The 24,362-nt window shown below is 65.5% G+C and carries 25 protein-coding genes; 17 read left to right on the top strand and 8 right to left on the bottom strand.

The genetic code is table 11. The annotated features are described in order from the left end of the window. Position 1: 1 nt before the first annotated feature. From GNX71_RS07240 to GNX71_RS07275, 8 genes are read left to right on the top strand one after another with little or no spacing between them, the layout of a single operon-like run. Positions 2–763, top strand: a complete 762-nt coding sequence (locus GNX71_RS07240) for an SDR family oxidoreductase (protein WP_206177696.1) — start codon at positions 2–4, stop codon at positions 761–763. Between the two features lie 25 nt (positions 764–788). Next, entirely contained in the window at positions 789–1,679 is an 891-nt protein-coding gene (locus tag GNX71_RS07245; protein ID WP_206177697.1) for an amidohydrolase family protein, read from the top strand. 15 nt (positions 1,680–1,694) lie between these two features. Beyond that, positions 1,695–3,206, top strand: a complete 1,512-nt coding sequence (locus GNX71_RS07250) for a sugar ABC transporter ATP-binding protein (protein WP_206177698.1) — start codon at positions 1,695–1,697, stop codon at positions 3,204–3,206. 17 nt (positions 3,207–3,223) lie between these two features. Next, the gene (locus GNX71_RS07255; RefSeq protein WP_206177699.1) at positions 3,224–4,255 is read left to right on the top strand and encodes an ABC transporter permease; all 1,032 of its coding nucleotides are present in this window, start codon (positions 3,224–3,226) and stop codon (positions 4,253–4,255) included. A 47-nt stretch (positions 4,256–4,302) separates the two neighbouring features. Continuing rightward, positions 4,303–5,256, top strand: coding sequence for an ABC transporter substrate-binding protein (locus GNX71_RS07260; RefSeq protein ID WP_206177700.1), 954 nt, complete (start codon positions 4,303–4,305; stop codon positions 5,254–5,256). Positions 5,257–5,283: 27 nt separating this feature from the next. After that, a complete protein-coding gene (locus tag GNX71_RS07265; RefSeq protein WP_206177701.1) occupies positions 5,284–6,564 on the top strand; it encodes an L-fuconate dehydratase in 1,281 nt (426 codons plus the stop codon). Between the two features lie 31 nt (positions 6,565–6,595). Beyond that, positions 6,596–7,372: an SDR family oxidoreductase gene (locus GNX71_RS07270; RefSeq protein WP_206177702.1), complete on the top strand. Its 777-nt coding sequence runs from the start codon at positions 6,596–6,598 to the stop codon at positions 7,370–7,372. A 35-nt stretch (positions 7,373–7,407) separates the two neighbouring features. Continuing rightward, positions 7,408–7,737: an L-rhamnose mutarotase gene (locus GNX71_RS07275; protein WP_206177703.1), complete on the top strand. Its 330-nt coding sequence runs from the start codon at positions 7,408–7,410 to the stop codon at positions 7,735–7,737. A gap of 48 nt (positions 7,738–7,785) precedes the next feature. Here GNX71_RS07275 and GNX71_RS07280 read toward each other — a convergent pair whose 3' ends face one another. The 3 genes from GNX71_RS07280 to GNX71_RS07290 form a co-directional block, all read right to left on the bottom strand. After that, entirely contained in the window at positions 7,786–8,673 is an 888-nt protein-coding gene (locus GNX71_RS07280) for a hypothetical protein (protein WP_206177704.1), read from the bottom strand. A gap of 254 nt (positions 8,674–8,927) precedes the next feature. Beyond that, positions 8,928–9,791: an SDR family oxidoreductase gene (locus tag GNX71_RS07285; RefSeq protein ID WP_206177705.1), complete on the bottom strand. Its 864-nt coding sequence runs from the start codon at positions 9,789–9,791 to the stop codon at positions 8,928–8,930. Positions 9,792–9,827: 36 nt separating this feature from the next. Further along, positions 9,828–10,487 (bottom strand): O-methyltransferase, encoded by a 660-nt coding sequence (locus tag GNX71_RS07290; protein WP_206177706.1) that lies wholly within the window; start codon positions 10,485–10,487, stop codon positions 9,828–9,830. A gap of 81 nt (positions 10,488–10,568) precedes the next feature. Here GNX71_RS07290 and GNX71_RS07295 point away from each other — a divergent pair, with 81 nt between their 5' ends. Next, positions 10,569–11,213 carry a TetR family transcriptional regulator gene (locus GNX71_RS07295; RefSeq protein WP_206177707.1) on the top strand — a complete coding sequence of 215 codons (645 nt, stop codon included), beginning with the start codon at positions 10,569–10,571 and terminating at the stop codon, positions 11,211–11,213. Here the strand turns inward: GNX71_RS07295 and GNX71_RS07300 are convergent. From GNX71_RS07300 to GNX71_RS07310, 3 genes are all read right to left on the bottom strand, one after another. Next, the gene (locus GNX71_RS07300) at positions 11,207–12,541 is read right to left on the bottom strand and encodes an MFS family transporter (protein WP_206177708.1); all 1,335 of its coding nucleotides are present in this window, start codon (positions 12,539–12,541) and stop codon (positions 11,207–11,209) included. The genes GNX71_RS07295 and GNX71_RS07300 overlap by 7 nt on opposite strands. A 135-nt stretch (positions 12,542–12,676) precedes the next feature. Then, entirely contained in the window at positions 12,677–13,834 is a 1,158-nt protein-coding gene (locus GNX71_RS07305; RefSeq protein WP_206177709.1) for an alpha-hydroxy acid oxidase, read from the bottom strand. A gap of 138 nt (positions 13,835–13,972) precedes the next feature. Next, positions 13,973–14,857 (bottom strand): LysR substrate-binding domain-containing protein, encoded by an 885-nt coding sequence (locus GNX71_RS07310; protein ID WP_206177710.1) that lies wholly within the window; start codon positions 14,855–14,857, stop codon positions 13,973–13,975. A 149-nt stretch (positions 14,858–15,006) separates the two neighbouring features. Here GNX71_RS07310 and GNX71_RS07315 point away from each other — a divergent pair, with 149 nt between their 5' ends. Further along, the gene (locus GNX71_RS07315) at positions 15,007–16,668 is read left to right on the top strand and encodes an L-lactate permease (RefSeq protein WP_206177711.1); all 1,662 of its coding nucleotides are present in this window, start codon (positions 15,007–15,009) and stop codon (positions 16,666–16,668) included. Here GNX71_RS07315 and GNX71_RS07320 read toward each other — a convergent pair. Beyond that, positions 16,646–17,257, bottom strand: coding sequence for a TetR/AcrR family transcriptional regulator (locus GNX71_RS07320; RefSeq protein WP_206177712.1), 612 nt, complete (start codon positions 17,255–17,257; stop codon positions 16,646–16,648). The two genes, GNX71_RS07315 and GNX71_RS07320, sit on opposite strands and share 23 nt — an antisense overlap. A 90-nt stretch (positions 17,258–17,347) precedes the next feature. Between GNX71_RS07320 and GNX71_RS07325 the strand changes: the two genes are divergently transcribed. From GNX71_RS07325 to cynS, 7 genes are all read left to right on the top strand, one after another. After that, positions 17,348–17,773: a nuclear transport factor 2 family protein gene (locus GNX71_RS07325; RefSeq protein ID WP_206177713.1), complete on the top strand. Its 426-nt coding sequence runs from the start codon at positions 17,348–17,350 to the stop codon at positions 17,771–17,773. Positions 17,774–17,819: 46 nt separating this feature from the next. Beyond that, complete coding sequence (locus tag GNX71_RS07330) at positions 17,820–19,016, top strand: PAS domain-containing sensor histidine kinase (protein WP_206177714.1); 1,197 nt, start codon at positions 17,820–17,822, stop codon at positions 19,014–19,016. 1 nt (position 19,017) lies between these two features. Next, positions 19,018–19,686: a response regulator transcription factor gene (locus tag GNX71_RS07335; protein WP_206177715.1), complete on the top strand. Its 669-nt coding sequence runs from the start codon at positions 19,018–19,020 to the stop codon at positions 19,684–19,686. A 158-nt stretch (positions 19,687–19,844) separates the two neighbouring features. Beyond that, complete coding sequence (locus GNX71_RS07340; protein ID WP_206177716.1) at positions 19,845–21,200, top strand: CmpA/NrtA family ABC transporter substrate-binding protein; 1,356 nt, start codon at positions 19,845–19,847, stop codon at positions 21,198–21,200. Between the two features lie 3 nt (positions 21,201–21,203). After that, on the top strand, positions 21,204–22,073 hold the full coding sequence (ntrB, locus tag GNX71_RS07345) for a nitrate ABC transporter permease (protein ID WP_206177717.1): 870 nt from the start codon (positions 21,204–21,206) through the stop codon (positions 22,071–22,073). Positions 22,074–22,098: 25 nt separating this feature from the next. Then, positions 22,099–22,926, top strand: coding sequence for an ABC transporter ATP-binding protein (locus tag GNX71_RS07350; RefSeq protein WP_206177718.1), 828 nt, complete (start codon positions 22,099–22,101; stop codon positions 22,924–22,926). 49 nt (positions 22,927–22,975) lie between these two features. Continuing rightward, positions 22,976–23,419, top strand: coding sequence for a cyanase (cynS, locus tag GNX71_RS07355; protein WP_206177719.1), 444 nt, complete (start codon positions 22,976–22,978; stop codon positions 23,417–23,419). A gap of 37 nt (positions 23,420–23,456) precedes the next feature. On the opposite strand, the gene GNX71_RS07360 is transcribed toward cynS, so the two are convergent. Further along, the gene (locus GNX71_RS07360; RefSeq protein WP_206177720.1) at positions 23,457–24,206 is read right to left on the bottom strand and encodes an SDR family oxidoreductase; all 750 of its coding nucleotides are present in this window, start codon (positions 24,204–24,206) and stop codon (positions 23,457–23,459) included. Between the last annotated feature and the right edge of the window lie 156 nt (positions 24,207–24,362).

The following is a 24,362-nucleotide window of genomic DNA, read 5'->3' on the forward strand; positions in this document are numbered from 1 at the left end:
AATGACTTCCACAAGACTGCAGAACAAGACGATCCTGATCACTGCCGCGGCGCAAGGCATCGGCCTTGCCACCGCCTTGGCCTGCGCGCGCGAGGGCGCGCAGGTGATTGCGACCGACATCAACGCCGCGCTTCTCGACAAGCTGGCGCAAACGTCGCCCGGCATCCGCACGGCGGTGCTGGATGTGCGCAGCGCGGATGCGATTGCCGCGCTGCCCGCCGAGTTGCCCGCGCTCGACGGCCTCTTCAACTGCGCAGGCTACGTGCACCACGGCAGCGTGCTCGAGTGCGACGAGGCCACGTGGGACTTCAGCTTCGACCTCAACGTGAAGAGCATGTACCGCATGGTGCGTGCCTTCCTGCCGGGCATGCTCGACAAGGCGAAGCACGAAGGCGGTGGCGCATCGATCGTCAACATGGCGTCGATGGCTTCGTCGGTCAAGGGCTTCCAGAACCGCTTCGCCTATGGCGCTTCCAAGGCCGCGGTGATCGGCATGACGAAGGCCCTGGCCGCGGACCACGTGCGGCAAGGGTTGCGCTGCAATGCGCTGTGCCCCGGCACGGTGGACACGCCCTCGCTGCGCGAGCGCATCGCCGCCGCGCCCGATCCGGCGCAGGCCGAGCGTGACTTCATCGCACGCCAGCCCATGGGCCGACTCGCGCTGGCGGAAGACATTGCACCGCAGGTCGTGTACTTGCTCGGCGACGAGTCGCGCTTCGTCACCGGCCAGGTGGTTCTGGTGGATGGCGGCGTTACCATCTGACGAGAGACGAAGGGTGCCAAGCAGCATGACACAGCGCATCGACTCGCATCAGCATTTCTGGCGACCCACGCGCGGCGACTATGCGTGGCTGCGCGCCGATGTGCCCGCGCTGGCGCCGCTCATGCGCAACTTTCTTCCCGAGCACCTCGCGCCCCTGCTGCAAGCGCACGGCGTGGCGCGGACGGTGCTGGTGCAGGCGGCCGAGTCGGAAGCAGAAACCGACTTCATGCTGGAACTGGCCACGGCGCACGATGCGATCGGCGCTGTGATCGGCTGGGTCAACCTGAGCAGCCGCGGTGCCGTGGCCTCGCTGGAGCGCATGGCACGGCACCCCAAGTTCAAAGGCGTCCGGCCGATGCTGCAGGACCTGCCCGACGACGACTGGATCGCACACGCGCCGCACCCCGATGCGATCCGCGCGATGGTGCGCCTGGGCCTGCGCTTCGATGCGCTGGTGAAGCCGCGCCATCTGCCGTCGCTGCTGCAATTCCTGAAGGCCTGGCCGCAACTGCCCGTGGTGATCGACCACGCAGCGAAGCCCGGCGTGGGGGATGCGGAAAACGCTGAAGACAGCGAGGCCTTTGCCATCTGGCGCAGGCACATGATGGAGCTGGCCGCACTGCCGCAGGTCTGCTGCAAGTTCTCTGGCCTCTGGACCGAGGCGCCGGACGCGATGCGCGGCGATGTCGACGCGCTGGTGCGCGCGATCCGCCCGATCTGGGGTGTGCTGCTGCGCTGCTTCGGGCCCGGCCGCCTGATGTGGGGCAGCGACTGGCCCGTGCTCACGCTGGCCGGCGACTACGCGGGCTGGATCGCGGCGAGCCAGGCGCTCATCGGCAACCTGCCGCCGCACGGGCAGGAGCAGGTCTGGCACCGCACCGCGCAGCACTTCTACGGCATCTCATCGACGAACTGAAGAACGCGCCACCTCATGCAACCCATCGTCACCATTCGCGACCTCTGCAAATCCTTTGCCGGCGTGCGCGCCCTCGACAAGGCGCAGTTCGATCTGCTGCCCGGCGAGGTGCATGCACTCATGGGCGAGAACGGCGCGGGCAAGTCCACGCTCATGAAAGTGCTCGCCGGCGTCTACAGCAAGGACTCGGGCGAGGTGTTGATCGACGGCAAGCCCGCTGACATCGCGAGCCCGCGCGCGGCGCAGGCGCTGGGCATCGGGATCATTCATCAGGAGCTGAACCTGATGAACCACCTGAGCGCCGCGCAGAACATCTTCATCGGCCGCGAGCCGCGCGGGCGGCTGGGCTTCTTCATCGACGAGGATGCGATGCGCGTCGAGACGCAACGCATCTTCGATCGCATGAACCTGCGGCTCGACCCGCACACGCCGGTGGGCGAACTCACGGTGGCCAAGCAGCAGATGGTGGAGATCGCGAAGGCGCTCTCCTTCGACTCGCGCGTGCTCATCATGGACGAGCCCACCGCCGCACTCAACAACGAGGAGGTGGCCGACCTGTTTCGCATCATCGGCCAGCTCAAATCGCAGGGCGTGGCCATCGTCTACATCTCGCACAAGATGGATGAGCTCAAGCGCATCGCCGACCGCGTGACCGTGATGCGCGACGGCCAGTACATCGCCACCGTGGCGATGGCCGCGACGCCCATGGACATGCTCATCGCCATGATGGTGGGCCGCCAGCTCACCGAGGTGGAGAACGATTTTCCCGACACCGCGGGCAACGAGATTGTGCTCGAGGCCCGCGGCATCACGCGAGGATCGATGGTGCGTGATGCGAGCTTCGTGCTGCGCCGGGGCGAGATCCTGGGCTTCGCGGGGCTCATGGGCGCGGGCCGCACCGAGCTTGCACGTGCGGTGTTCGGCGCCGACCCCATCGATGCGGGCGAGGTTTTCGTACGCGGCAAGAAGGTGTCGATCAGGTCGCCCGAGGACGCGGTGTCGCACGGCATCGGCTACCTCTCCGAGGACCGCAAGCACTTCGGCCTGGCCACCGGCATGGACGTGGAAACCAACATCGCGCTGCCGAGCATGAAGAAGTTCTTGTCGATGGGCGTCTTCATCGACCAGGCGGCCATCGAGGCGGCCGGCAAGCGCTATGTGAAGCAGCTCAACATCAAGACGCCTTCGGTGCGCCAGCAGGTGCGGCTGCTCTCGGGAGGCAACCAGCAGAAGATCGTGATCGCCAAGTGGCTGTTGCGCGACTGCAGCGTGCTCTTCTTCGACGAGCCCACGCGCGGCATCGACGTGGGCGCCAAGGCCGAGATCTATCGCCTCCTCAACGAGTTGGCCGCGCAGGGCAAGGCCATCGTGATCATCTCTTCCGAGCTGCCCGAGATATTGCGCGTGAGCCACCGCGTGCTGGTGATGTGCGAAGGCCGCATCACCGGCGAACTGGCGGGGCGCGAAGCCTCGCAGGAAAAGATCATGCAGCTCGCCACCCGGCGCGAAGCTGCAGCCACCGCATGACGATTGGAGACTACCCCTTGACGACCCCTACCGCTGCAACCGCCGCCACCGATGTACCTGGCTTCTCGCTGAAGGCGTGGCTCTTTCGCCCCGCCACTCGGCAGAAGCTCCTGGCCTTCGCCAGCCTCATCGCGCTGATGGTGTTCTTCAGCTTCGCCTCGCCGCAGTTTTTACAGACCGACAACCTCGTGAGCATCCTGCAGTCGACCGCGGTGAACGGTGTGCTGGCCATCGCCTGCACCTTCGTCATCATCACGGCGGGCATCGACCTGTCGGTGGGTACGCTCATGACCTTCTGCGCCGTCATGGCCGGCGTGGTGCTCACCTACATGGGCATGCCGCTCGCCCTGGGCATCGCGGCGGCGATCTTCTTCGGCGCGCTGGCCGGCTTCGTCTCGGGCGTGCTGATCGCCAAGCTCAAGATCCCGCCCTTCATCGCGACGCTGGGGATGATGATGCTGCTCAAAGGCCTGTCGCTCGTGATCTCGGGCACCAAGCCGATCTACTTCAACGACACGCCGGGTTTCACCGCCATCTCGCAAGACTCGCTCATCGGTGACCTCGTGCCCTCGCTGCCGATTCCGAACGCGGTGCTGATCCTGTTCCTGGTGGCGGTGGCCGCGAGCATCCTGCTCAACCGGACCATCCTCGGGCGCTACACCTTTGCGCTCGGCAGCAACGAGGAGGCGGTGCGCCTCTCGGGCGTGAACACCGATTTCTGGAAGGTCGTGGTCTACACGGTGAGCGGCGGCATCTGCGGCATCGCGGGATTGCTGATCGCCTCGCGGCTGAACTCCGCGCAGCCGGCGCTCGGGCAGGGCTATGAGCTCGATGCGATCGCGGCCGTGGTCATCGGCGGCACGTCGCTCAGCGGCGGCACCGGCACCATCGTCGGCACGATCATCGGCGCCTTCATCATGAGCGTGCTCACCAACGGCCTGCGCATTCTTTCGGTCGCGCAGGAGTGGCAGACGGTGATCACGGGCGTGATCATCATCCTGGCCGTGTACGCGGACATCCTGCGCCGCCGCAGCAACAGCAAGCACTGATCCGATTTCCCTTTCGTCCAATTTCTACAACCACAGGAGACCTTTGCATGATTCAACGAAGAGCAGTCACCACCGCGCTGGGCGCGGCCCTCATCGGCCTGTCGGGCTTCGCGCAGGCACAGCAGGCGCAGGAGATCTACATCCCGCTCGTCTCCAAGGGCTTCCAGCACCAGTTCTGGCAGGCCGTGAAGTCCGGCGCCGAGCAGGCCGCGAAGGACCTGAAGGTGAAGGTCAGCTTCGAGGGCCCCGAGTCGGAGTCGATGGTCGACAAGCAGATCGACATGCTCTCGGCCGCGCTCGCCAAGAAGCCGCAGGCCATCGGCTTCGCGGCACTTGATAGCCAGGCCGCCATTCCGCTGCTGAAGAAGGCACAGGCCGCGAAGATTCCCGTGGTGGCGTTCGACTCCGGCGTGGACAGCGACATTCCCGTGACCACCACCACGACCGACAACAAGGCCGCCGCCGCGCTGGCCGCCGACAAGATGGCCGAGCTGATCGGCAAGTCGGGCGAGGTTGCGCTGGTGGTGCACGACCAGACCAGCCGCACCGGCGTGGACCGGCGCGATGGGTTCGTCAACCGCATCAAGTCGACCTACCCGAACATCAAGATCGTGAGCGTGCAGTACGGCGGCGGCGACCAGCTGAAATCGACCGAGATCACCAAGTCGATCTTGCAGGCCTCGCCGAACCTCAAGGGCATCTTCGGCGCCAACGAGGGCTCCGCCATCGGCGTGGTCAATGGCGTGAAGGAGATGAAGCGCAACGGCAAGGTCGTGATCATCGGCTACGACTCGGGCAAGCAGCAGAAGAACGCCATCGTCGACGGCAGCATGGCCGGCGCGATCACGCAGAACCCCGTGGGCATGGGCTACAAGACCGTGGAGATGGCGGTGAAGGCGATCAAGGGCGAGAAGCTGCCCAAGGTCGTGGACACAGGCTTCTTCTGGTACGACAAGACCAACATCACCGATCCAAAGATCGCCGCGGTGCTGTACGACTGATCCCTTTTCTCTCCGAAGACCCTGTTCATGACCATCGTTCGATCCATGCGCGTACTGGACGTGCGCTTTCCCACTTCGCAGCAGCTCGACGGCTCCGACGCGATGAACCCCGACCCGGACTACTCCGCGGCGTATGTCGTGCTGGAGACCGACCAGCCGGGGCTCGAAGGCCATGGCCTGACCTTCACCATCGGCCGCGGCAACGAGATCTGCTGCGCGGCCATCGAGGCGATGCGCCACCTGGTGGTCGGGCTCGACCTGCAGTGGGTGGCCGAGGACATGGGCCGCTTCTGGCGGCACATCACCTCGGACAGCCAGCTGCGCTGGATCGGTCCTGACAAGGGCGCGATTCATCTGGCGACTGGCGCGGTGGTCAATGCGATGTGGGACCTGTGGGCCAAGTCCGAAGGCAAGCCGGTGTGGCAGCTGGTGGCGGACATGAGTCCCGAAGAACTCGTGCGCTGCATCGACTTTCGCTACATCACCGACTGCATCACGCCCGAAGACGCGCTGGTGTTGTTGCGTGATTCGGCCGTCGGCAAGGCCGAGCGCATCGCCACGCTGAAGGCCGAGGGCTACCCCTGCTACACCACTTCGGCCGGCTGGCTCGGCTACTCGGACGAGAAGCTGCGGCGGCTTGCGCAGGAGGCGGTCGATGCGGGGTTCAACCACGTCAAGCTCAAGGTGGGGCGCGACCTGCAGGACGACATCCGCCGGTTGACCGTGGCGCGCGAGGTGCTCGGGCCCGATCGCCATCTGATGATCGACGCCAACCAGGTGTGGGAGGTCGACCAGGCCATCGACTGGGTCAAGCAGCTCGCATTCGCCAAGCCCTGGTTCATCGAGGAGCCGACGAGCCCCGATGACGTCGAAGGCCACCGCAAGATTCGCGAAGGCATCGCGCCGCTGGTGAAGGTGGCCACGGGAGAGATGTGCCAGAACCGCATCATGTTCAAGCAGTTCATCATGCGCGGCGCCATCGACGTGGTGCAGATCGATTCGTGCCGGCTCGGCGGCGTGAACGAAATCCTCGCGGTGATGCTGATGGCCGCGAAGTACAAGCTGCCCGTGTGCCCGCATGCGGGCGGGGTGGGGCTGTGCGAGTACGTGCAGCATCTGTCGATGATCGACTACCTCTGCATCTCGGGGACGCGCGAAGGGCGGGTGATCGAGTATGTGGACCACCTGCACGAACACTTCGTCGAGCCGTGCGTGGTGCGCGATGCGGCGTACATGCCGCCGACGGGGGCGGGCTTCTCGATCACGATGAAGTCGGCGTCGCTCGAGCGCTATCGCTTTCGCGGGTAATGAACAACAACAAGAAGGGCATCGCGCAGTCATGGACTTGAATCTGAAAGACAAGGTGGTGCTCGTCACCGGCGGCGGCAGCGGCATCGGCGCGGCCATCTCGCTCACGCTCGCGCGCGAAGGAGCAGTGCCGGTGATCTGCGGCAAGAACCCGCTGGATGCGGCGTTCGAGGAGGAACTGCGCGGGCTGCAACCGCGGGCCCGGTTTCTCCAGTTCGAACTGATGGAAGAGGCAGCGTGCGGCAAGGCCATCGCAAGCGCTGTCGCGGAGTTCGGGCGCATCGATGGGTTGGTCAACAACGCGGGGGTGAACGACAGTGTGGGTCTCGAAGCGGGGCGCGAGGCGTTCATCGCGTCGCTGGATCGGAACCTCGTCCACTACTACGTGATGGCGCATTTCTGCTTGCCGCATCTGAAGGCGAGCCGCGGGGCCGTCGTGAACATCTCGTCGAAGACCGCGCTGACGGGGCAGGGCAATACCAGCGGCTACACCGCGGCCAAGGGCGCGCAGCTGTCGCTGACGCGAGAGTGGGCCGCTTCATTGCTGGAGGATGGCGTGCGCGTCAACGCGGTGATTCCCGCCGAGGTGATGACGCCGCTGTACCAACGCTGGATCTCCGCCTTCGACGAGCCCGACCGCAAGCTCGCGACCATCACCGACAAGATTCCCCTGGGACACCGGATGACGACAGCGCAGGAGATCGCGAACACCGTGGTGTTCCTGCTTTCCGAGCGGGCTTCGCACACGACGGGGCAGTGGGTGTTTGTCGATGGTGGGTATACGCATCTGGATCGGGCGTTGACCTGACCTCTCATTCCCTCAATCAATGAAACGAACAAGCCATGCGCCATTGCCTTGCCCTCGATTTGAAAGACGACCCGGCCCTGATCGCGGAGTACGAGGCCTATCACCGCAGCATCTGGCCCGAGGTGCGCGCACATCTGCATGCGCATGGCGTGACGGGGATGGAGATCTACCGGCTCGGCACGCGCATGGTGATGCTGATGGAGACGGACGATGCGCGATACGACGCCGAAGCGATGGCGGCTGCGTCGCGTGACGATCCGAAGATTCGGGAGTGGGAGGCTCTGATGTGGAAGTTTCAGGCGCCTACGCCTTGGACGCCTGAAGGGGAGAAGTGGGTGGCCATGGATCGGATATTCGCCCTGTAATGAAAAACGGACCCCGAAGGGTCCGCTTGCTGGAAACCGAATGCCCGATTACTTGGGTGAGTAGGTCATCTTCGTCACGAGCCTCGACGATTTTGCATCGCTGCCCTTGAGCAGCTGGCCTCGGTAGGGGCCTTCGGCAGCCAGCCAGAGCTCCTGGGTGGTATCCCTTGAGATCACCGAAGCACCGACCGTGATCTTCAGCGTGAGCTTGCAGGTGTCGAAAGTGCCTAGCGGCGTTTCCAGCTTCTCGCGGCCATGGTAAGTCAGCTCGCCGGTGGCCGGGACGGAGGTCGCCGATTCGCTGCGCCCATTGAAAGTGACGTTCTTGGTGATCGAGGATTTCTGGCTGACTACGTGACCGGGCTTCATATCGACCGGAAAAGAGAACGGGGGCTCGAAAGTCTGGGAAAAGATAGTGGCCTGATCCTTGGGGAAGCCGGCGGGAAGCGTCGCCACAAACTCTGGATCGATCGTCTGTTTGTAAGCCGTGGATTTTCCGTAAAGCAAGATGTTCCCGCCGACGAAATCCTTGTACTCTTTCTTGACGGTACTTAGCTGTGATCGCAGGATTTGGGTCGTTTCAGACCCGACGTTGACGGCAATCGGATTGGTGCCGGCAAACACCTCTCGGCCCTCGGTCACACTCTTTCTACGGAACGGCGCGGATTCCGCGCCGGCTCCCGGTACCGCTCCCTCGAATTCGACCGTTGTTCCTTCGTGGAAATCGGCTTCGTTGAAGCAGGGTGCCGAGTTGTCTGCCACCGGCGCTGGCGGCTGTGGCGCCGGCTCGGATGCCGGTGCTGGCGCAATTGGCAAGATGGGAAATCCCCCGCCGCCTCCGCTGCCACCGCCACCACATGCAGAGATCGCTACAGCAGCAGTCGCAACGGCAAGAAGCCGCGCACGCGGCATGTTGTTGAGAACTGTGTTCTTCAAGATTCCTCCCCTGATTATTGAGGGGCCGATTATTGAAGAAGATCCTCTCTTTATTAATTTCAAACGTGATCTATGCAGACAGGATTTTTGACGGCGCGGAATAAGTCACGAAATCTCATCAGGCCCTCAAGCTGTCTTCAAGTGTTCGATCTGCATCGCCGGGACGGCAAACAGGTCAACGCCCGCCATTCCGATCACGACAGAAGCCTTGAGGCGAGGTCCGCGATCGCGACAAGCACTCGCTCGAAACCCACCTAACTGTAGTAGCCAGCTTGATCGAGATCGTCCAGCAGACCCGGTCCCTGCGGCGTCCAACCAAGCACTTCGCGCGTGCGTGCACTTGATACCGACATGTTCGCGCCAGCCATGCCCGCGAACCAGCCAAAGTGCTCGCGCTCGCGCGACTCGACCGGCAGTCCGAGGCCACGGCCGATGACCTCGGCGATCGCCTTGAACGGCACGCGCTCATCAGCGACAGCGTGGTAAACCGATTCGGTCACCCCCTGCTCGAGCGCAAGTCGATATACCCGCGCCGCATCCTGCCGCCACACACCGGCCCAGCAGTTCTCGCCATCGCCGAGAAACGCCGAGACGCCTTTCTCCCGCGCCAGGCGAACAAGGATCGGCGCGAAGCCGTGATCGCCCAGGGCGTGAACCGACGGGGCGAGCCGCACCGTCGCCGCACGCACACCGCGTTCGGCCCACGCGCGCGCGGTGGGCTCGGATTTGCGCGGCGATGCCGGACTGGGCAAGTCCGATTCCGTTGCGCCACGCGGCAGGCCGAGCAGGCCCGAGGTCACGAGCAGCGGACGGTCGGACCCTTGCAGCGCGCCTGCGAGCGCATCGATCACGCGGCGGTCTTCTTCGCAGTTCTCCATGAAGCGGGAGAAGTCGTGATTGAACGCCGTGTGGATGACGGCGTCCGCCGCAGCGGCTGCGTCGCGCAGGGCCTGGAGATCTTCCAGTGTGGCGCGCAGAACCTTTGCACCCGCTGCAGCGAGCGCGACAGCCTTGTCCCCGGAGCGCGCAAGCCCGGTGACCGCATGGCCAGCGCCGATCAATTCCTGAACTACGGCGGAGCCGACCCAACCGGTCGCGCCGGTGACAAAAACATGCATTGCGATATCTCTTCGATGGAAGTTTGGAGAAAGGCCTCAACCCAACCGCATCGACAACTCGACGTCGTCGGCGAACGGCACGGACAGGTAGCCGCTGTCGGGAGCGCGCACGCGCGCGAGGTACTCCGGGCTGTAGTCGGCGTTGTCCGCCACGATCAGCGCACCCGGCCGCAGGCGGGGCTCGATCAGCGCCAGCACGTCGTTGTAGAGCGACTTGGCGCCATCGAGCAGCAAGAGGTCGATGGACTCGGGAAGGTCGCTAGCCAGCGTCTTCAGCGCATCGCCTTCGCGGATCTCGACCAGATCGCTCACGCCCCCTTCGGCCAGGTGCTCGCGGGCCTTGGCGATCTTCGATGGCTCGAACTCGCTGCTGATCAACCGACCGCCGCCGTTGTCACGCAGCGCCGCGGCCATGTACAGGGTCGACAGGCCGAAGGAGGTGCCGAACTCCACGATGTGCCGCGCGTTCGTGCTGCGCGCCAGTTGGTACAGCAGCACGCCGGTCTCGCGCGACACCGGCAGCCACAGATCCTTGAGGCGGCTGTAGAAGTCGAGGTATTCGGTTTTGCTGCGCATCAGCCGCTGGCGTTCCTCCGGGCTGATGCTGGCGACGGCGGGGCTGGTCGTCGCCCCGGCTTCCTGAAACAGTCGGTCTAGCAAAGGGGCCAATGGTGCAGTGGTCAAGGTCGTCGTCACAGGGTTCTTTCGTTTGAAAAGCAGATGCGAAATAATATGAAGAACCCTTCATGTTTTCCATTCGCGTTCTGCAACGCTCCCATGACCGACCGCCGAAACACCCCGATCTCCTCTCGCAGACAGCCCAAGCAGGCACGCTCGACCGACCTTCTTGAGGCCATTCTTCAGGCAGCTGTTCAGGTTTTGGCGAAGGAAGGCGTGCACCGCTTCACGACGACGCGCGTCGCCGAGCGGGCGGGCGTGAGCGTCGGGTCGGTCTATCAATACTTCCCGAACAAGGCGTCGATCCTGTTTCGCCTGCAGAGCGACGAATGGCGGCAGACCACGGAGATGATGCGCAGCATCCTCGGGGACACGCAGCGGCCCGTGCTCGAGCGCCTGCGCATGCTCACACACGCCTTCGTCCGCTCCGAGTGCGAAGAGGCGGAAGTGCGAACGGCGCTCGGCGACGCCGCGCCGTTCTACCGCGACGCACCCGAGGCACAGGAAGTGCGTGCCGACGGCGACGAAATCGTTCGCGTGTTCATGGCGCAAGCACTGCCCAAGGCTTCAGACGCCACGCGTGCCATGGCGGGCGACCTGATCATTGCAACGCTCAGCGCGGTGGGGAAAGAGTTTTCAGAAAGCCCTCGAACCGACGCCCAGATCGAGACCTGGGCCGACGCGATGGCCGACATGTTCTGCGTCTATATGGAGAGCCTCCAGAGACGCCCCGCCCGTCAATGATCGTGATGCAGGTAGCTCGCCTGCCTTGGCAACCGCAGGCTCACCAGGAACGCAATCACCATCATCCCGCTCACGTACCAGAAGAACGCCGACTCGTGCCCCAGTGACTTGAGCCCCAGCGCCACGTATTCCGCCGAGCCACCGAAGATCGCGTTGGCCACGGCGTAGGCCAGGCCCACACCCAGGGCTCGAACTTCCGGCGGAAACATCTCCGCCTTCACGACCCCGCTGATCGACGTGTAGAAGCTCACGATCGCCAGCGCCACGATGATCAGCACGAAGGCCAGCACGGGGCTCGTCGTGTACTGCAGCGCCGTCAGGATCGGCACGGTGGCCAGCGCCCCGAGACCGCCGAACAGCAGCATGTTGGTCCGTCGTCCGATGCGGTCCGACAGCGCGCCGAACACCGGCTGCATGCACATGTAGACGAACAGCGCGCCGGTCATCACGTAGCTCGCCGTCTTGATCGGCAGGTGCACCGTGTTCACCAGGTACTTCTGCATGTAGGTGGTGAAGGTGTAGAAGATCAGCGAGCCGCCGGCCGTGTAGCCCAGCACCGTGAGGAACGCCGGCGTGTGGTGCTTGAAGAGCCCCGCCATGCTGCCTGCTTCCTTGTTGGCCTTGGCTTCGGCGCTCTGCGTTTCATGCAGCGTGCGGCGCAGCAGCAACGCGACGACCGCGGCGATGGCGCCGATCACGAACGGAATGCGCCAGCCCCACGACTTGAGTTCGGCCTCGGTCAGCAACTGCTCGAGCACCACGATCACGAGCACCGCGAGCAACTGTCCGCCGATGAGCGTGACGTACTGGAACGACGAGAAGAAGCCGCGCTGGCCGCGCAGCGCCACCTCGCTCATGTAGGTCGCCGTGGTGCCGTACTCGCCACCCACCGACAGGCCCTGGAACAGGCGGCACACCAGCAGCAGGAACGGCGCCCACGCACCGATCTGCGCGTAGGTCGGCAGGCACGCGATGACGAGCGAGCCTGCGCACATCATCGTCACCGAGATCAGCATCGAGGTCTTGCGTCCGAGCCTGTCGGCCACGCGGCCGAAGAGCCAGCCGCCGATGGGGCGCATGAGAAAACCGGCCGCGAACACGCCGGCCGTGTTGAGCAGCTGCGCGGTGGGGTCCGATTTGGGGAAGAAGGCCGGCGCGAAATAGAGCGCCGAGAACGCGTACACGTAGAAGTCGAACCACTCGACCAGGTTGCCCGACGAGGCCGCCATGATGGCGAAGACGCGGTGCCGTTTTTCTTCAGCGGTGTAGTGCGGAGGATGGGACGAAGAGGCCGCCTGGCCTCCTTGAGTGGGCGTGACTGCGCTCATGGTGGCTTTGCCGCCATGCGGGGCGGCTATGTTGTTGTCGCTGCAACATTCTGGCCCGCGCTCCCGCCGTGCGTGTCAGCAGGCGCCGCATCCACCTGCCGTCGAAGTGGCCTTGCAGACCCCGTCTTTTTCTCTTCAGAAAGTGCCGGGCAGCAGGATGCCCGAATCGACCGTGTCGATCTGCGTGTGGCCGCAGAAGGCCATGGTGATGTCGAGTTCCTTGTGGATGATCTGCAGCGCGCGCGTCACGCCCTCTTGCCCATGGGCGCCGAGGCCGTAGAGAAAGCTGCGGCCGATCATCGTGCCGCGGGCGCCGAGCGCGCGGGCCTTGAGCACGTCCTGTCCGCTGCGAATGCCGCCGTCCATCCACACCTCGATCTGGCTGCCCACGGCCTCGACGATGGCCGGCAGCGCGGCGATGGAGGAGGGCGCGCCGTCGAGCTGGCGGCCGCCGTGGTTCGACACGATGAGCGCATCGGCGCCGCTATTGGCTGCAAGGCGCGCGTCTTCCGCGTCCATGATGCCCTTCAGGATGAGCTTGCCGCCCCAGAGCTTCTTGATCCACTCCACATCGGCCCAACTGAGTGCGGGGTCGAACTGCTCGGCGGTCCATGACGAGAGCGACGAGAGGTCATTCACGTTCTTGGCATGGCCCGCGATGTTGCCGAAGGTGCGGCGCTTGGTGCCCAGCATGCCCATGCACCAGCGCGGCTTGGTCGCGAGGTTGATGAGGTTCTTGAGGGTCGGCTTGGGCGGCGCGGTGAGACCGTTCTTGATGTCCTTGTGGCGCTGGCCGAGGATCTGCAGGTCCAGCGTGAGCTGCAGCGCCGTCACGTTGGCGGCCTTGGCGCGTTCGATCAGGCGCTCGATGAAGTCGCGGTCCTTCATCACGTAGAGCTGGAACCAGAAGGGATGGCGATCGGTGTTCTCGGCGATGTCCTCAAGCGAGCAGATGCTCATGGTCGAGAGGGTGAACGGAATGCCGAAAGCCTTGGCCGCGCGGGCGCCGAGGATCTCGCCGTCGGCGTGCTGCATGCCGGTGAGGCCGGTGGGCGCAATGGCTACGGGCATGGCCACGTCCTGGCCGACCATGGTGGTGCGGGTGGAGCGGCCTTCCATGTTCACGGCCACGCGCTGGCGCAACTTGATCTTCTGGAAGTCGCTTTCGTTGGCGCGGTAGGTGCCCTCGGTCCAGGCGCCGGAGTCGGCGTAGTCGTAGAACATCTTCGGCACGCGCCGCTTGGCGATCACCCGCAGGTCTTCGATGTTGGTGATCTTGGAAAGGTCGGCCACGGGGGAGTCTCCTGGGTTGTCTCTGTTGTTCGATCGCGCGAGCGGCCATTATGGGCAGGCTCCGCCGCGGGCCGAGTTTGGTGCCCGCAACGGGCCTCGATCTGAAAAATACCCGGGCCGGACCTGAAAAGAATTCAGTCAGTCCCGCAGCGCCTGCCGCAGCCACTCGACGAAGGTCGCGCATTCCCAGCGCTCCATCGCCCCCGGCCGCCAGCACAGGAAGTACGCGTTGGGCGAGGGCACGCTCTCTGCCGAGAGCCGCACGAGGCGCCCGTTCTCCAGCCAGGCGCTGCCGAGCTTCAGGTGCATGAGCACCACGCCGAAGTCTTCGGCCGCCGCATCGAGTGCCAGGCCCAGGTCGTTGAACTGGTGGCCCGTGGCCGGCTCGGGCAGTCCGATGCCGCAGGCCTTGAACCAGGTGCGCCACGATTCGAGCGGCGTGCGCAGCAGCTGCACGCGCGAGACCTCCGCATCGGTCGAAAATCCATCGAACGGCCCGTGACGCTGCAGGTATGCCGGACTGCAGGCGGGCGCCACGTCGTCGGCCAGCAACTGGCAGAACTCGCGGTCGTGAAAAGGCCCGGTGCCGAAACGCAGTTCCAGATCGGCCTCTTCGGCCGTCATGTTGCGCACGGGCATGGTCACCTGCAGCATCAGCTCGATGTTCGGATAGGCATCGCGAAACCGCGCGAGCCGCGGCAGCAGCATCTGGCGGGAGAACGTGGGCGTCACCGCCACGCGCAGCCGCCGCACCTGCGATGCGGGCTCGCGGCCGGGCACCTGCTGCAGTGCCGCAATGGCCTCGCGCACACGCGCCAGGTAAGCCACGCCATCGGCGCCCAGGCCGAAGTCGTTGCCCGTGAAGAGCTTGAGTTCGAGCTGTGTCTCCAGCTGCCGGATGCGGTGGCTCACCGCACTGGGCGTCACGCTGAGTTCTTCGGCCGCGAGGTTCACGCTGCGCAGCCGTGCGACCGCCTCGAAGGCCTGCAGGCCCTGGGTCGAGGGGAGTCGCGTGGATGCCATGTGCTGTTGCGTGCCGGGGGTAGGATGTTAGCGAATCGCTGTCGGTGGCTCGTGGCGTCGTTCTCGTTTGTCTTGTGTTGCTTTCGGCGATTTTTCGGTGCGTTACGCACACCGTCTCATAACCAAATCCAACAGCAGGAGACAAACTCATGGTCTGGCAGCAGGTTTACAACCCATTCGGCAACATGGTGCTATCGACGGCGTTGGCCGCGATACCGGTGGTGGTCATGCTCGTGAGCCTCGGGCTCCTGCATGTGAAGGCGCATTACGCGGCGGGGCTCGGCCTGCTGAGCGCCGTGGTGATCGCGGTCTTTGCCTTCGGCATGCCGGCCGAGATGGCGGGCAAGGCCGCCTTTCTGGGCGGCATCACCGGCCTCCTGCCCATCGGCTGGATCGTGCTGAACATCATCTTCCTGCAGCAGCTCACCGAGCAGAACGGCAGCTTCAAGATCCTGCAGGACTCCATTGCCGGCATCACCGAAGACCGACGCCTGCAACTGCTGCTGATCGCGTTCGCATTCGGCGCCTTCTTCGAGGGCGCGGCGGGCTTCGGCACGCCGGTGGCGGTCACGGCCGCGATCCTCATCGGCCTGGGCTTCTCGCCGCTGGCGGCGTCGGGCCTCTCGCTGATCGCCAACACGGCGCCGGTGGCCTTCGGTGCGCTCGGCACACCGGTCATCACGCTGGCCAAGGTGCATGGCTACGACCTGATGGCCGTCACCGCGATGATCGGGCGGCAGTTGCCCTTCTTCTCGCTGCTGGTGCCGTTCTGGCTCATCTGGGCCTTCTCGGGGCGCAAGGGCATGATGGAAGTGTGGCCCGCCATCCTGGTGACGGGCCTGTCCTTCGCGATTCCGCAGTTCCTGGTGTCCAACTACATCGGCCCCGAGCTGGTGGACATCATCGCGGCGCTGGTGTCGATGACGTCGCTGGTGCTGTTCCTGCGCGTGTGGCGGCCCAAGACCATCTGGACCTCCGTGTCGCTCAAGGGCCACGAGAAAGACGGCGGCGAGGCCGGCCCCGTGGCCTTGCCGACGAAGCACCCGCGCGCCGACGTGATCCGCGCGTGGACGCCGTGGATCATCCTCACCGTGTTCGTGTTCATCTGGGGCCTGCCGACCTTCAAGACCTGGCTCAACGGCATCTTCGCGCCCAACTTTCCGATCGACGGGCTCAACAACATGATCGAGAAGGTGGCGCCGGTGGTGCCCAAGCCGACGAAGGAGGGCGCGGTGTACCAGCTGCTGCTGCTCTCGGCCACGGGCACCGGCATCCTGGTGTCGGCCATCGTGGGCGGGCTGGTGATGAAGTACAACCCGATCCAGCTCATCGCCGCCTACGGCCGCACGCTGTGGCTGGTGAAGTTTTCGCTGCTCACCATCATGCTGATGCTCGCGCTCGGCACGCTCACGCGCTACTCGGGGCTCGATACCACGCTGGGCCTGGCCTTTGCGAACACCGGCATGTTCTACCCGTTCTTCGGCACGCTGATGGGCTGGCTGGGCGTGGCGCTTACGGGGTCTGACACCGCATCGAACGTGCTCTTCGGCGGCATGCAGAAGGTGGCGGCCGACCAGCTGGGCCTGAGCCCCAACCTCATGGGCGCGGCCAACAGCTCGGGCGGCGTGATGGGCAAGATGATCGATGCGCAGTCGATCGTGGTCGCCTCCACCGCCACTCGCTGGTTCAACCACGAGGGCGAGATCCTGCGCTATGTGTTCTTTCACTCCATCGCGCTGGCGTGCCTGGTCGGCTTCTACGTGACGCTGCAGGCCTACGTGTGGCCGTTCACGCTGATGGTCGTGAAGTAACTTCTCCGGCGGAGGCCACCAGCGCCTCCAGCAGCCGCCGCAGGTCGTCGACGGCTTCGCGTGCGACGGCGGCATCGCCCATCTGGGCCTTGATGATGGCGCCGTCGACGCCGATGCCCGCGGCCTGCGCGAGCGCCATGCGTGCGGGCAGTTGCGAAGGCAAGAGGCCCGCGATCACCTCGACCATCTCGCGCTTGTGCTCGCGCGAGCGCTCCAGTGCACCTTCGACGCTGCCGCCCACTTCGGCCGTCGCGTTGATGAAGGCGCAGCCGCGGAATACCGGGTCGGCGAACCACTCGGCCATCACGTCGGCCAGCAGCAGCAGGGCGTTGGCATCGCCCGCGCGCTCGTGCGCGCCGCGCCGGCCCAGCGCATCGACGAACCATGCCATCCACCGCGTGTGGCGGTAGTCGAGGAACTCGCGCACCAGGTCGTCCTTCGAGGGGAAATGGCGATAGAAGGTGACCTTGGTGACGCCCGAGGCGGCGATCACGCGGTCGATGCCGGTGGCGCGGATGCCGTCGCGATAGAAGAGGTCGTGCGAAGTGACGAGGATGCGCTCGCGTGCGGGCAGTGCGGAGATGTCCATGGCGCGATTGTAGGCATGTAGACAGACCTGTCTACTCGTGGCACATTGCGGCCCTCGACAACCCCTCGACCATCGAAAGAAAGCCCCCTCATGGAATCCCGCCCGCCGCTGCCGCCCTTCACCCTCGAGACCGCCACCAAGAAGGTCCAGGCCGCCGAAGATGCCTGGAACACGCGCGACCCGGTTCGCGTGAGCCTGGCCTACACGCCCGACACCGAATGGCGCAACCGCGCCGACTTCGTCAACGGCCGCGAGCAGGTGGTGGAGTTCCTCACCCGCAAGTGGGAGCGCGAGACCGACTACCGACTGAAGAAGACGCTCTGGGCCTTCATGGACAACCGCATCGCGGTGCGCTTCGAGTACGAATGGCACGACGCCGCGGGCCAGTGGTTCCGCAGCCACGGCAACGAGAACTGGGAGTTCGCCGAGAACGGCCTGATGCAGAAGCGCTACGCGAGCATCAACGACCAGCCCATCGCCGAGTCGGAGCGCAAGTTCCGCTGGGAACGCACCTGAGGCGCGCGCAGCACACCCGGGCACGGGTGTTGCTTGCTTTTGGTGCATGGAGACGCCCGTACTGAACCCGACCGCCAGCCATCCGCTCTGGCAGCACCAATTGGGGCTGCTGCTGGAGTCGACCGGCGAGGGCATCTTCGGCATCGACCTGGACGGCCACTGCATGTTCATCAACCGGGCCGGCGCGCAGATGCTGGGCCACGAGGCGCGCGACGTGATCGGCTCGAACATGCACGAGCTCACGCATCACTCGCACCCCGACGGCTCGCACTACGCCGACACCGACTGCCCGATCTTCAACGCCTTTCGCCGCGGCCTGCCGTGCCGCATCGACACCGAGGTGTTCTGGCGCCGCGACGGCAGCGCCTTCGCGGTGGAGTATTCGAGCCACCCGATCATGGACGGCACGCAGGTGCGCGGCGCCGTCATCACCTTCGTCGACATCACCGAGCGCCGCCGCCACGCCGAGGCGCTGCAGCAGGCCAAGGACGAACTGGGCCTGCGCGTGCAGGAGCGCACGCGCGAACTGAGCGACGCACTCGTGCAACTGCGCGAACTCTCCGCCTGGCTCGACAAGGTGCGCGAAGACGAGCGCACCCGCATCGCGCGCGAGGTGCACGACGAACTCGGCAGCCTGCTCGTCGCGCTCAAGATGGACGTCAACTGGATCGGCAAGCGCCTGGGCGAACAGCAGGAGCGCACGCCCGACGCGGCGCAGTCCATGCGCGACCAGATGCGCTGCAAGTGCGGCAACATGAGCCAGCTGATCGAGCGTGCGGTCGACAACGTGGGCCGCATCATCACCGACCTGCGCCCCAGCATCCTCGACCACCAGGGCCTGTGGGCCGCGCTCGAATGGCAGGCGCACGAGTTCGTGCAGTCGGCCGAGCTGGCGCTCGACTGGCAGTTCGACGTGCCGACAGGCGTGGAGTTGCCCGAGCCGGCCGCCATTGCGGTGTTCCGCATCTTCCAGGAGATGCTGAGCAACGTCGGCCGCCATGCGAAGGCGCACAGCCTGGACATCCGCATCGGCGTCGAACAGCGGCAACTGATCATCAGCGTGCGCGACGACGGCGTCGGTGCCCCGGCGCAGGCCTTCGAGGCTGCCACCTCCTACGGCGTGCTCGGCATGCGCGAGCGGGCGCGCCATTTCGGCGGGCGCATCGACATCGAAAGCCGGGTGGGGGAGGGCAGCACCTTCCGCCTGCACCTGCCCATGCTGCTGCCAGCGGAGGATGCCTGAGATGAACGACATCCGTGTGCTCATCGGCGACGACCACCGCATCGTGCGCGAGGGCCTCAAGCAGATGCTGGGCGACCTCTCCAACGGCCTGCCCTCGATGACCGTGCGCGCCGAGGCGCAGACCGGCCCCGAGGTGATCGCCGCCGTGCAGGAACTGGGCGGCCCCGAGGGCCTGGACGTGGTGCTGCTCGACGTTGCCCTGCCCGGCCGCGACGGCCTCGACGTGCTGCAGGCCCTGCGCAAGGACTGGCCCACGCTGCCGGTGCTGATGCTCAGCACTTACCCCGAGAAGCAGTACGCGGTGCGCTGCATCAAGCTCGGTGCCTCCGGCTACCTGAACAAGAGTGCCGATGCCGACGACATGGTGAGCGCGGTGCGCAAGGTGGCGGCCGGCGGGCTGTACGTCTCGGCGGCCACGGCCGAAGCGCTGGCCGCTGCGGTGGGCCGCAGTGCGGGGCAGGGTGCCGAGCAACTGTCGCACCGCGAGCACCAGGTCTATCGCCTGCTCAGTGCGGGGCACAGCGTGAGCGAAATCGGTGCGCAGCTGGGCCTTGCGCCCAACACCGTCAGCACCTACCGCGCGCGCATCCTGGAGAAGACCGGCACCAAGAACGACGTCGAGCTCGCGCTGTATGCCGAACGCCACGGCAAGGCGGCACCCGCGGCCTGAAATCGGAGCCGGCGGCGGCCGTCTTGTAGTGCCAGCCCTACAAGCCCTCGACAAGCGCGGCACGATCTGAGGGCCGGAGGCCTTTGGGCCTCGCCTGGCCGCGTTTCCGGCCCGGGCCTTGCATCGTTGCCCGCATCTTTTCACCGAGGTGCACCGCCATGCCCAGCCCATCCGATTCGACCGCCTGCGATCTCTACGACGCCGACCGGCCCCTGACCATGCGCTGCGCCTGCGGCCGCAACCACGGACGCGCCGCCGACATCGACGTCGGCCCCGACGACAAGCTCGAAGCCAGCCTGATGAAGGCGCTGTTCCCGGTGGACAGCGTGCGCCGCAACTTCCTGCGCGCCGTGGGCGCGAACACCGCGCGCGCCGCCATCGCCTCGGTGTTGCCGCTGGGCGCGCTGCAGGCCATGGCGCAGGACAAGGCGCCGTTGGAGAAGACCAATCTCAAGATCGGCTTCATCCCGATCACCTGCGCCACGCCGCTGATCATGGCGCACCCGCTGGGCTTCTATCAGAAGCAGGGGCTCAACGTCGATGTGGTGAAGACCGCAGGCTGGGCGCTCATCCGCGACAAGATGCTCAACAAGGAATACGACGCCACGCATTTCCTGTCGCCGATGCCACTCGCCATTTCGATGGGCGCGGGCTCCAACCAGGTGGCGATGAATGTCGCGACCATCCAGAACACCAATGGCCAGGCCATCACGCTGGCCAACAAGCACAAGGACAAGCGCGATCCGAAGACGTGGAAGGGCCTGAAGTTCGCCGTGCCCTTCGAGTACAGCATGCACAACTTCCTGCTGCGCTACTACGTGGCCGAGGCGGGCCTGAACCCCGACACCGATATCCAGATCCGCGTGGTGCCGCCGCCCGAGATGGTGGCCAACCTGCGCGCCGGCAACATCGACGGCTACCTCGGCCCCGACCCCTTCAACCAGCGCGCGGTGTTTGAGGAAATCGGCTTCCTGCACCTGCTGACGCGCGACCTGTGGAACGGCCACCCCTGCTGCGCCTTCGGCACCTCGACCGAGTTCATCGAGAAGAACCCCAACACCTTCGCCGCGCTCGTGCGTGCGGTGCTCACCGCATCGGCCATGGCGCGCGAGCCGAAGAACCGCGAACTCATCGCCAAGGTGATCGCGCCCGCGCAGTACCTGAACCAGCCCGAGACCGTGCTCACCCAGGTGCTCACCGGCAAGTTCGCCGACGGCCTGGGCAACATCCGCACCGTGCCCGACCGCGCCGACTTCGACCCGATTCCCTGGCAGTCGATGGCGGTGTGGATGCTCACGCAGATGAAGCGCTGGGGCTATGTGAAGGGCGATGTCAACTACAGGCAGATCGCGGAAAAGGTGTTCCTGCTGACCGACGCAAAGAAGCGCATGAAGGAACTCGGCCAGAGCACGCCCGACGGCGCGTACCCCAAGTTCACCATCATGGGCAAAGTGTTCGACCCCGCGAAGCCCGACGACTACGTCAAGAGCTTTGCGATCAGCAAGATGGCCTGAGCCATGCGCACGAGAACGCTCTCGCTGAAGGCTGCGCTGGTGTCGCTGCTGATGTTCCTGCTGCTCGTCGGCGCATGGCAGCTCGCCACGCTGCCGGCGGCCAGCGTCGATGCCACGGCCGGCATGACCGCCGAGCAGATCGAGTACCAGAAGATGCTCGGCAAGGACCCGACACAGGGCCAGGTCAAGAGCTCGGGCTTTCCCACGCCGGCCGAGATGGGCGCCACCGCGTGGAAGCACCTGTCGAACCCCTTCTACGACAACGGGCCGAACGACAAGGGCATTGCCATCCAGCTGGCCTATTCGCTGGCCCGCGTGGGGCTGGGCTTTCTGCTCGCCTGTGTGGTGGCGGTGCCGCTGGGTTTCGTCATCGGCATGTCGCCGCTGCTGCACAAGGCCTTCGATCCGTTCATCCAGGTGCTCAAGCCGATCTCGCCGCTCGCGTGGATGCCGCTGGCGCTCTACACCATCAAGGACTCGTCGGTCAGCGGCATCTTCGTGATCTTCATCTGCTCGGTGTGGCCGATGCTGCTGAACACCGCCTTCGGCGTGGCCTCGGTCAAGCGCGAATGGCTCAACGTGGCGAGCACGCTCGAGGTGAAGCCGCTGCGTCGCGCGTTCCGCGTGATCCTGCCGGCGGCCGCGCCCACCATCCTCACCGGCATGCGCATCAGCATGAGCATCGCCTGGCTCGTCATCGTCGCGGCCGAGATGCTCGTGGGCGGCACCGGCATCGGCTACTTCGTGTGGAACGAGTGGAACAACCTCTCGCTCACCAACGTGATCTTCGCGATCCTGGTGATCGGCGTCGTCGGCATGCTGCTCGACCAGGCCTTCGCCGGCCTGCAGCGGAAGGTGACCTATGTGGAGTGATCGATTGGCACAAGGCGCTCCTCTCATGACACCTGCTCCCACGCCCCAGCCCGCCACCGGCGGCTTCCTGCGCATCGAGGGCCTGGCCAAGGCCTTCGTGCCCGCGCGGCCCGTGTTCGCCGACGTGTCCTTCACGCTCGACCGCGGCGAATTCGTCTGCATCATCGGCCACTCGGGCTGCGGCAAGACGACCATCCTCAACGTGCTGGCGGGCCTGGACCAGGCGAGCGCGGGCCATGTGTTCATGGACGGCCGCGAGGTCGCCGGCCCCAGCCTGGAGCGCGGCGTCGTCTTCCAGAGCCACGCGCTCATGCCCTGGCTCACCGTGCGCAGGAACATCGCCTTCGCCGTGTCCTCGCGCTGGCCCGACTGGTCGGCCGGGCACGTGGACAAGCAGGTCGAGCGCTTCGTGGACATGGTGGGCCTGCAGGCGGCCATCGACAAGAAACCCGCGCAGCTCTCGGGCGGCATGAAGCAGCGCGTGGGCATCGCGCGCGCCTTTGCCATCCAGCCCAAGATGCTGCTGCTCGACGAGCCTTTCGGTGCGCTCGATGCGCTCACGCGCGGCACCATCCAGGACGAGCTGATGACCATCGTGCGCCAGACGCAGCAGACGGTCTTCATGATCACGCACGACGTGGACGAGGCCATTCTCCTGGCCGACCGCATCCTCCTGATGACCAACGGCGCCGACCAGCCCGGCGGCGGCTACCGCGCCGGCAACATCGTCGAGACCGTGGTCAACCCGCTGCCGCGCGAGCGCACCCGTGCCTCGCTGCACCATCTGGACGGCTACTACGCGCTGCGCAACCACATCGTCGATTTCCTCGTCACGCGCGCGAAGGCGTCGTGACCCCATCACGCACTCAATCACTCTCAATTTCAATCAGGAGCAAATCTGCATGAACCGCAACGACGTCACCGAGAAGATCATCACCGTGAAGGTGTCCAAGGGCATCCAGTGGGCCGATGTGGCCAGGAAGGTCGGCCAGTCGAAGGAGTGGACCACTGCCGCGTGCCTCGGCCAGATGACGCTCGACGACAAGCAGGCCAAGGTCGTCGGCAAGATCTTCGGCCTCACGCCCGAGGAGCAGAAGTGGCTCCAGGTCGTGCCCTACAAGGGCTCGCTGCCCACGCCCGTGCCGACCGATCCGCTGATCTACCGCTGGTACGAGATCGTGAGCGTGTACGGCACCACCATCAAGGAGCTGATCCACGAGGAGTTCGGCGACGGCATCATGAGCGCGATCGACTTCAGCATGGACATCCAGCGCCAGGCTGACCCGAAGGGCGACCGCGTCAACGTGGTGCTGTCGGGCAAATTCCTGCCGTACAAGACCTACTGACGCGGCCGCTGCCCGGCGAGCTCGCCGGGCTCGCCGATCACCACGCGTGCTCGGCCGACCTGGACACCGTGCCCGGCCGCACCGGCATCGTGATGCCGTAGCCCTCGATGGCACCGGCAACCGATCGCGCGACGCTCTCGGCCGGCGTTGCAAGGCGCCGCCGGGTGCGCATGCGCTCGAAGCTGTAGCTCGCCGCAAGGCGCTCGGCCAGCGGGTCGCTGAAGCCGGTCACGTCGGGGCTCACCACCGTGACGTGCAGGTGGCCCGCATGCTCCTGGCGCAGCCCTTCGGAGATCGCGTTCACCGCGTACTGCGTGCCGTGGTACACGGCCGACTCCGGCGTCACGCCCTGTGCGGCCATGGGCGTCACATTGACGATGTGGCCCCAGCCCTGCAGCTGCATCGTCGGCAGCACGGCGGCAACGCCGAGCAGCACGCCGCGCAGGTTCACGTCGATCATGAGTTCCCACTCCTCGATCTTGCGGTTCCACAGCGGCGACATCGGCATCACGCCCGCCGCATTGACCAGCACGTCGATCTGTCCGTGCGTGTCGAAGGCGAACTCGGCGAAGGCTTCCATGCTGGGCCGGTGCGTCACGTCGAGGTGCTGGAAGCTCGCCGAGCCGCCGGTGGCGTTGATCTCGGCCGCGAGGGCTTCGAGCTTGTCGGTGCGCCGCGCACCGAGCACCACGCTGGCCCCACGCCGCGCCAGCAGCCGCGCGGTGGCTTCACCGATCCCGCTGCTCGCGCCGGTGATGAGGACGACTTTTTCCTGGATTGCGCTCATACAAAACTCCTCGTGCGGGTTGGTGGACCATGGCGCTGGAGGTGCGCCGGGCATGGGAAGAAGTTTCGTGCGGATGAGGGTTGGAGCGGTATCCGGATTGAACGGGGTTCTTGCCTGATTCTGCGAAAAGCTGTTTGGACAGGGACATACGGACCG

The sequence above is a fragment of the Variovorax sp. RKNM96 genome, from assembly GCF_017161115.1.
Classification (GTDB): Bacteria; Pseudomonadota; Gammaproteobacteria; order Burkholderiales; family Burkholderiaceae_C; genus Variovorax.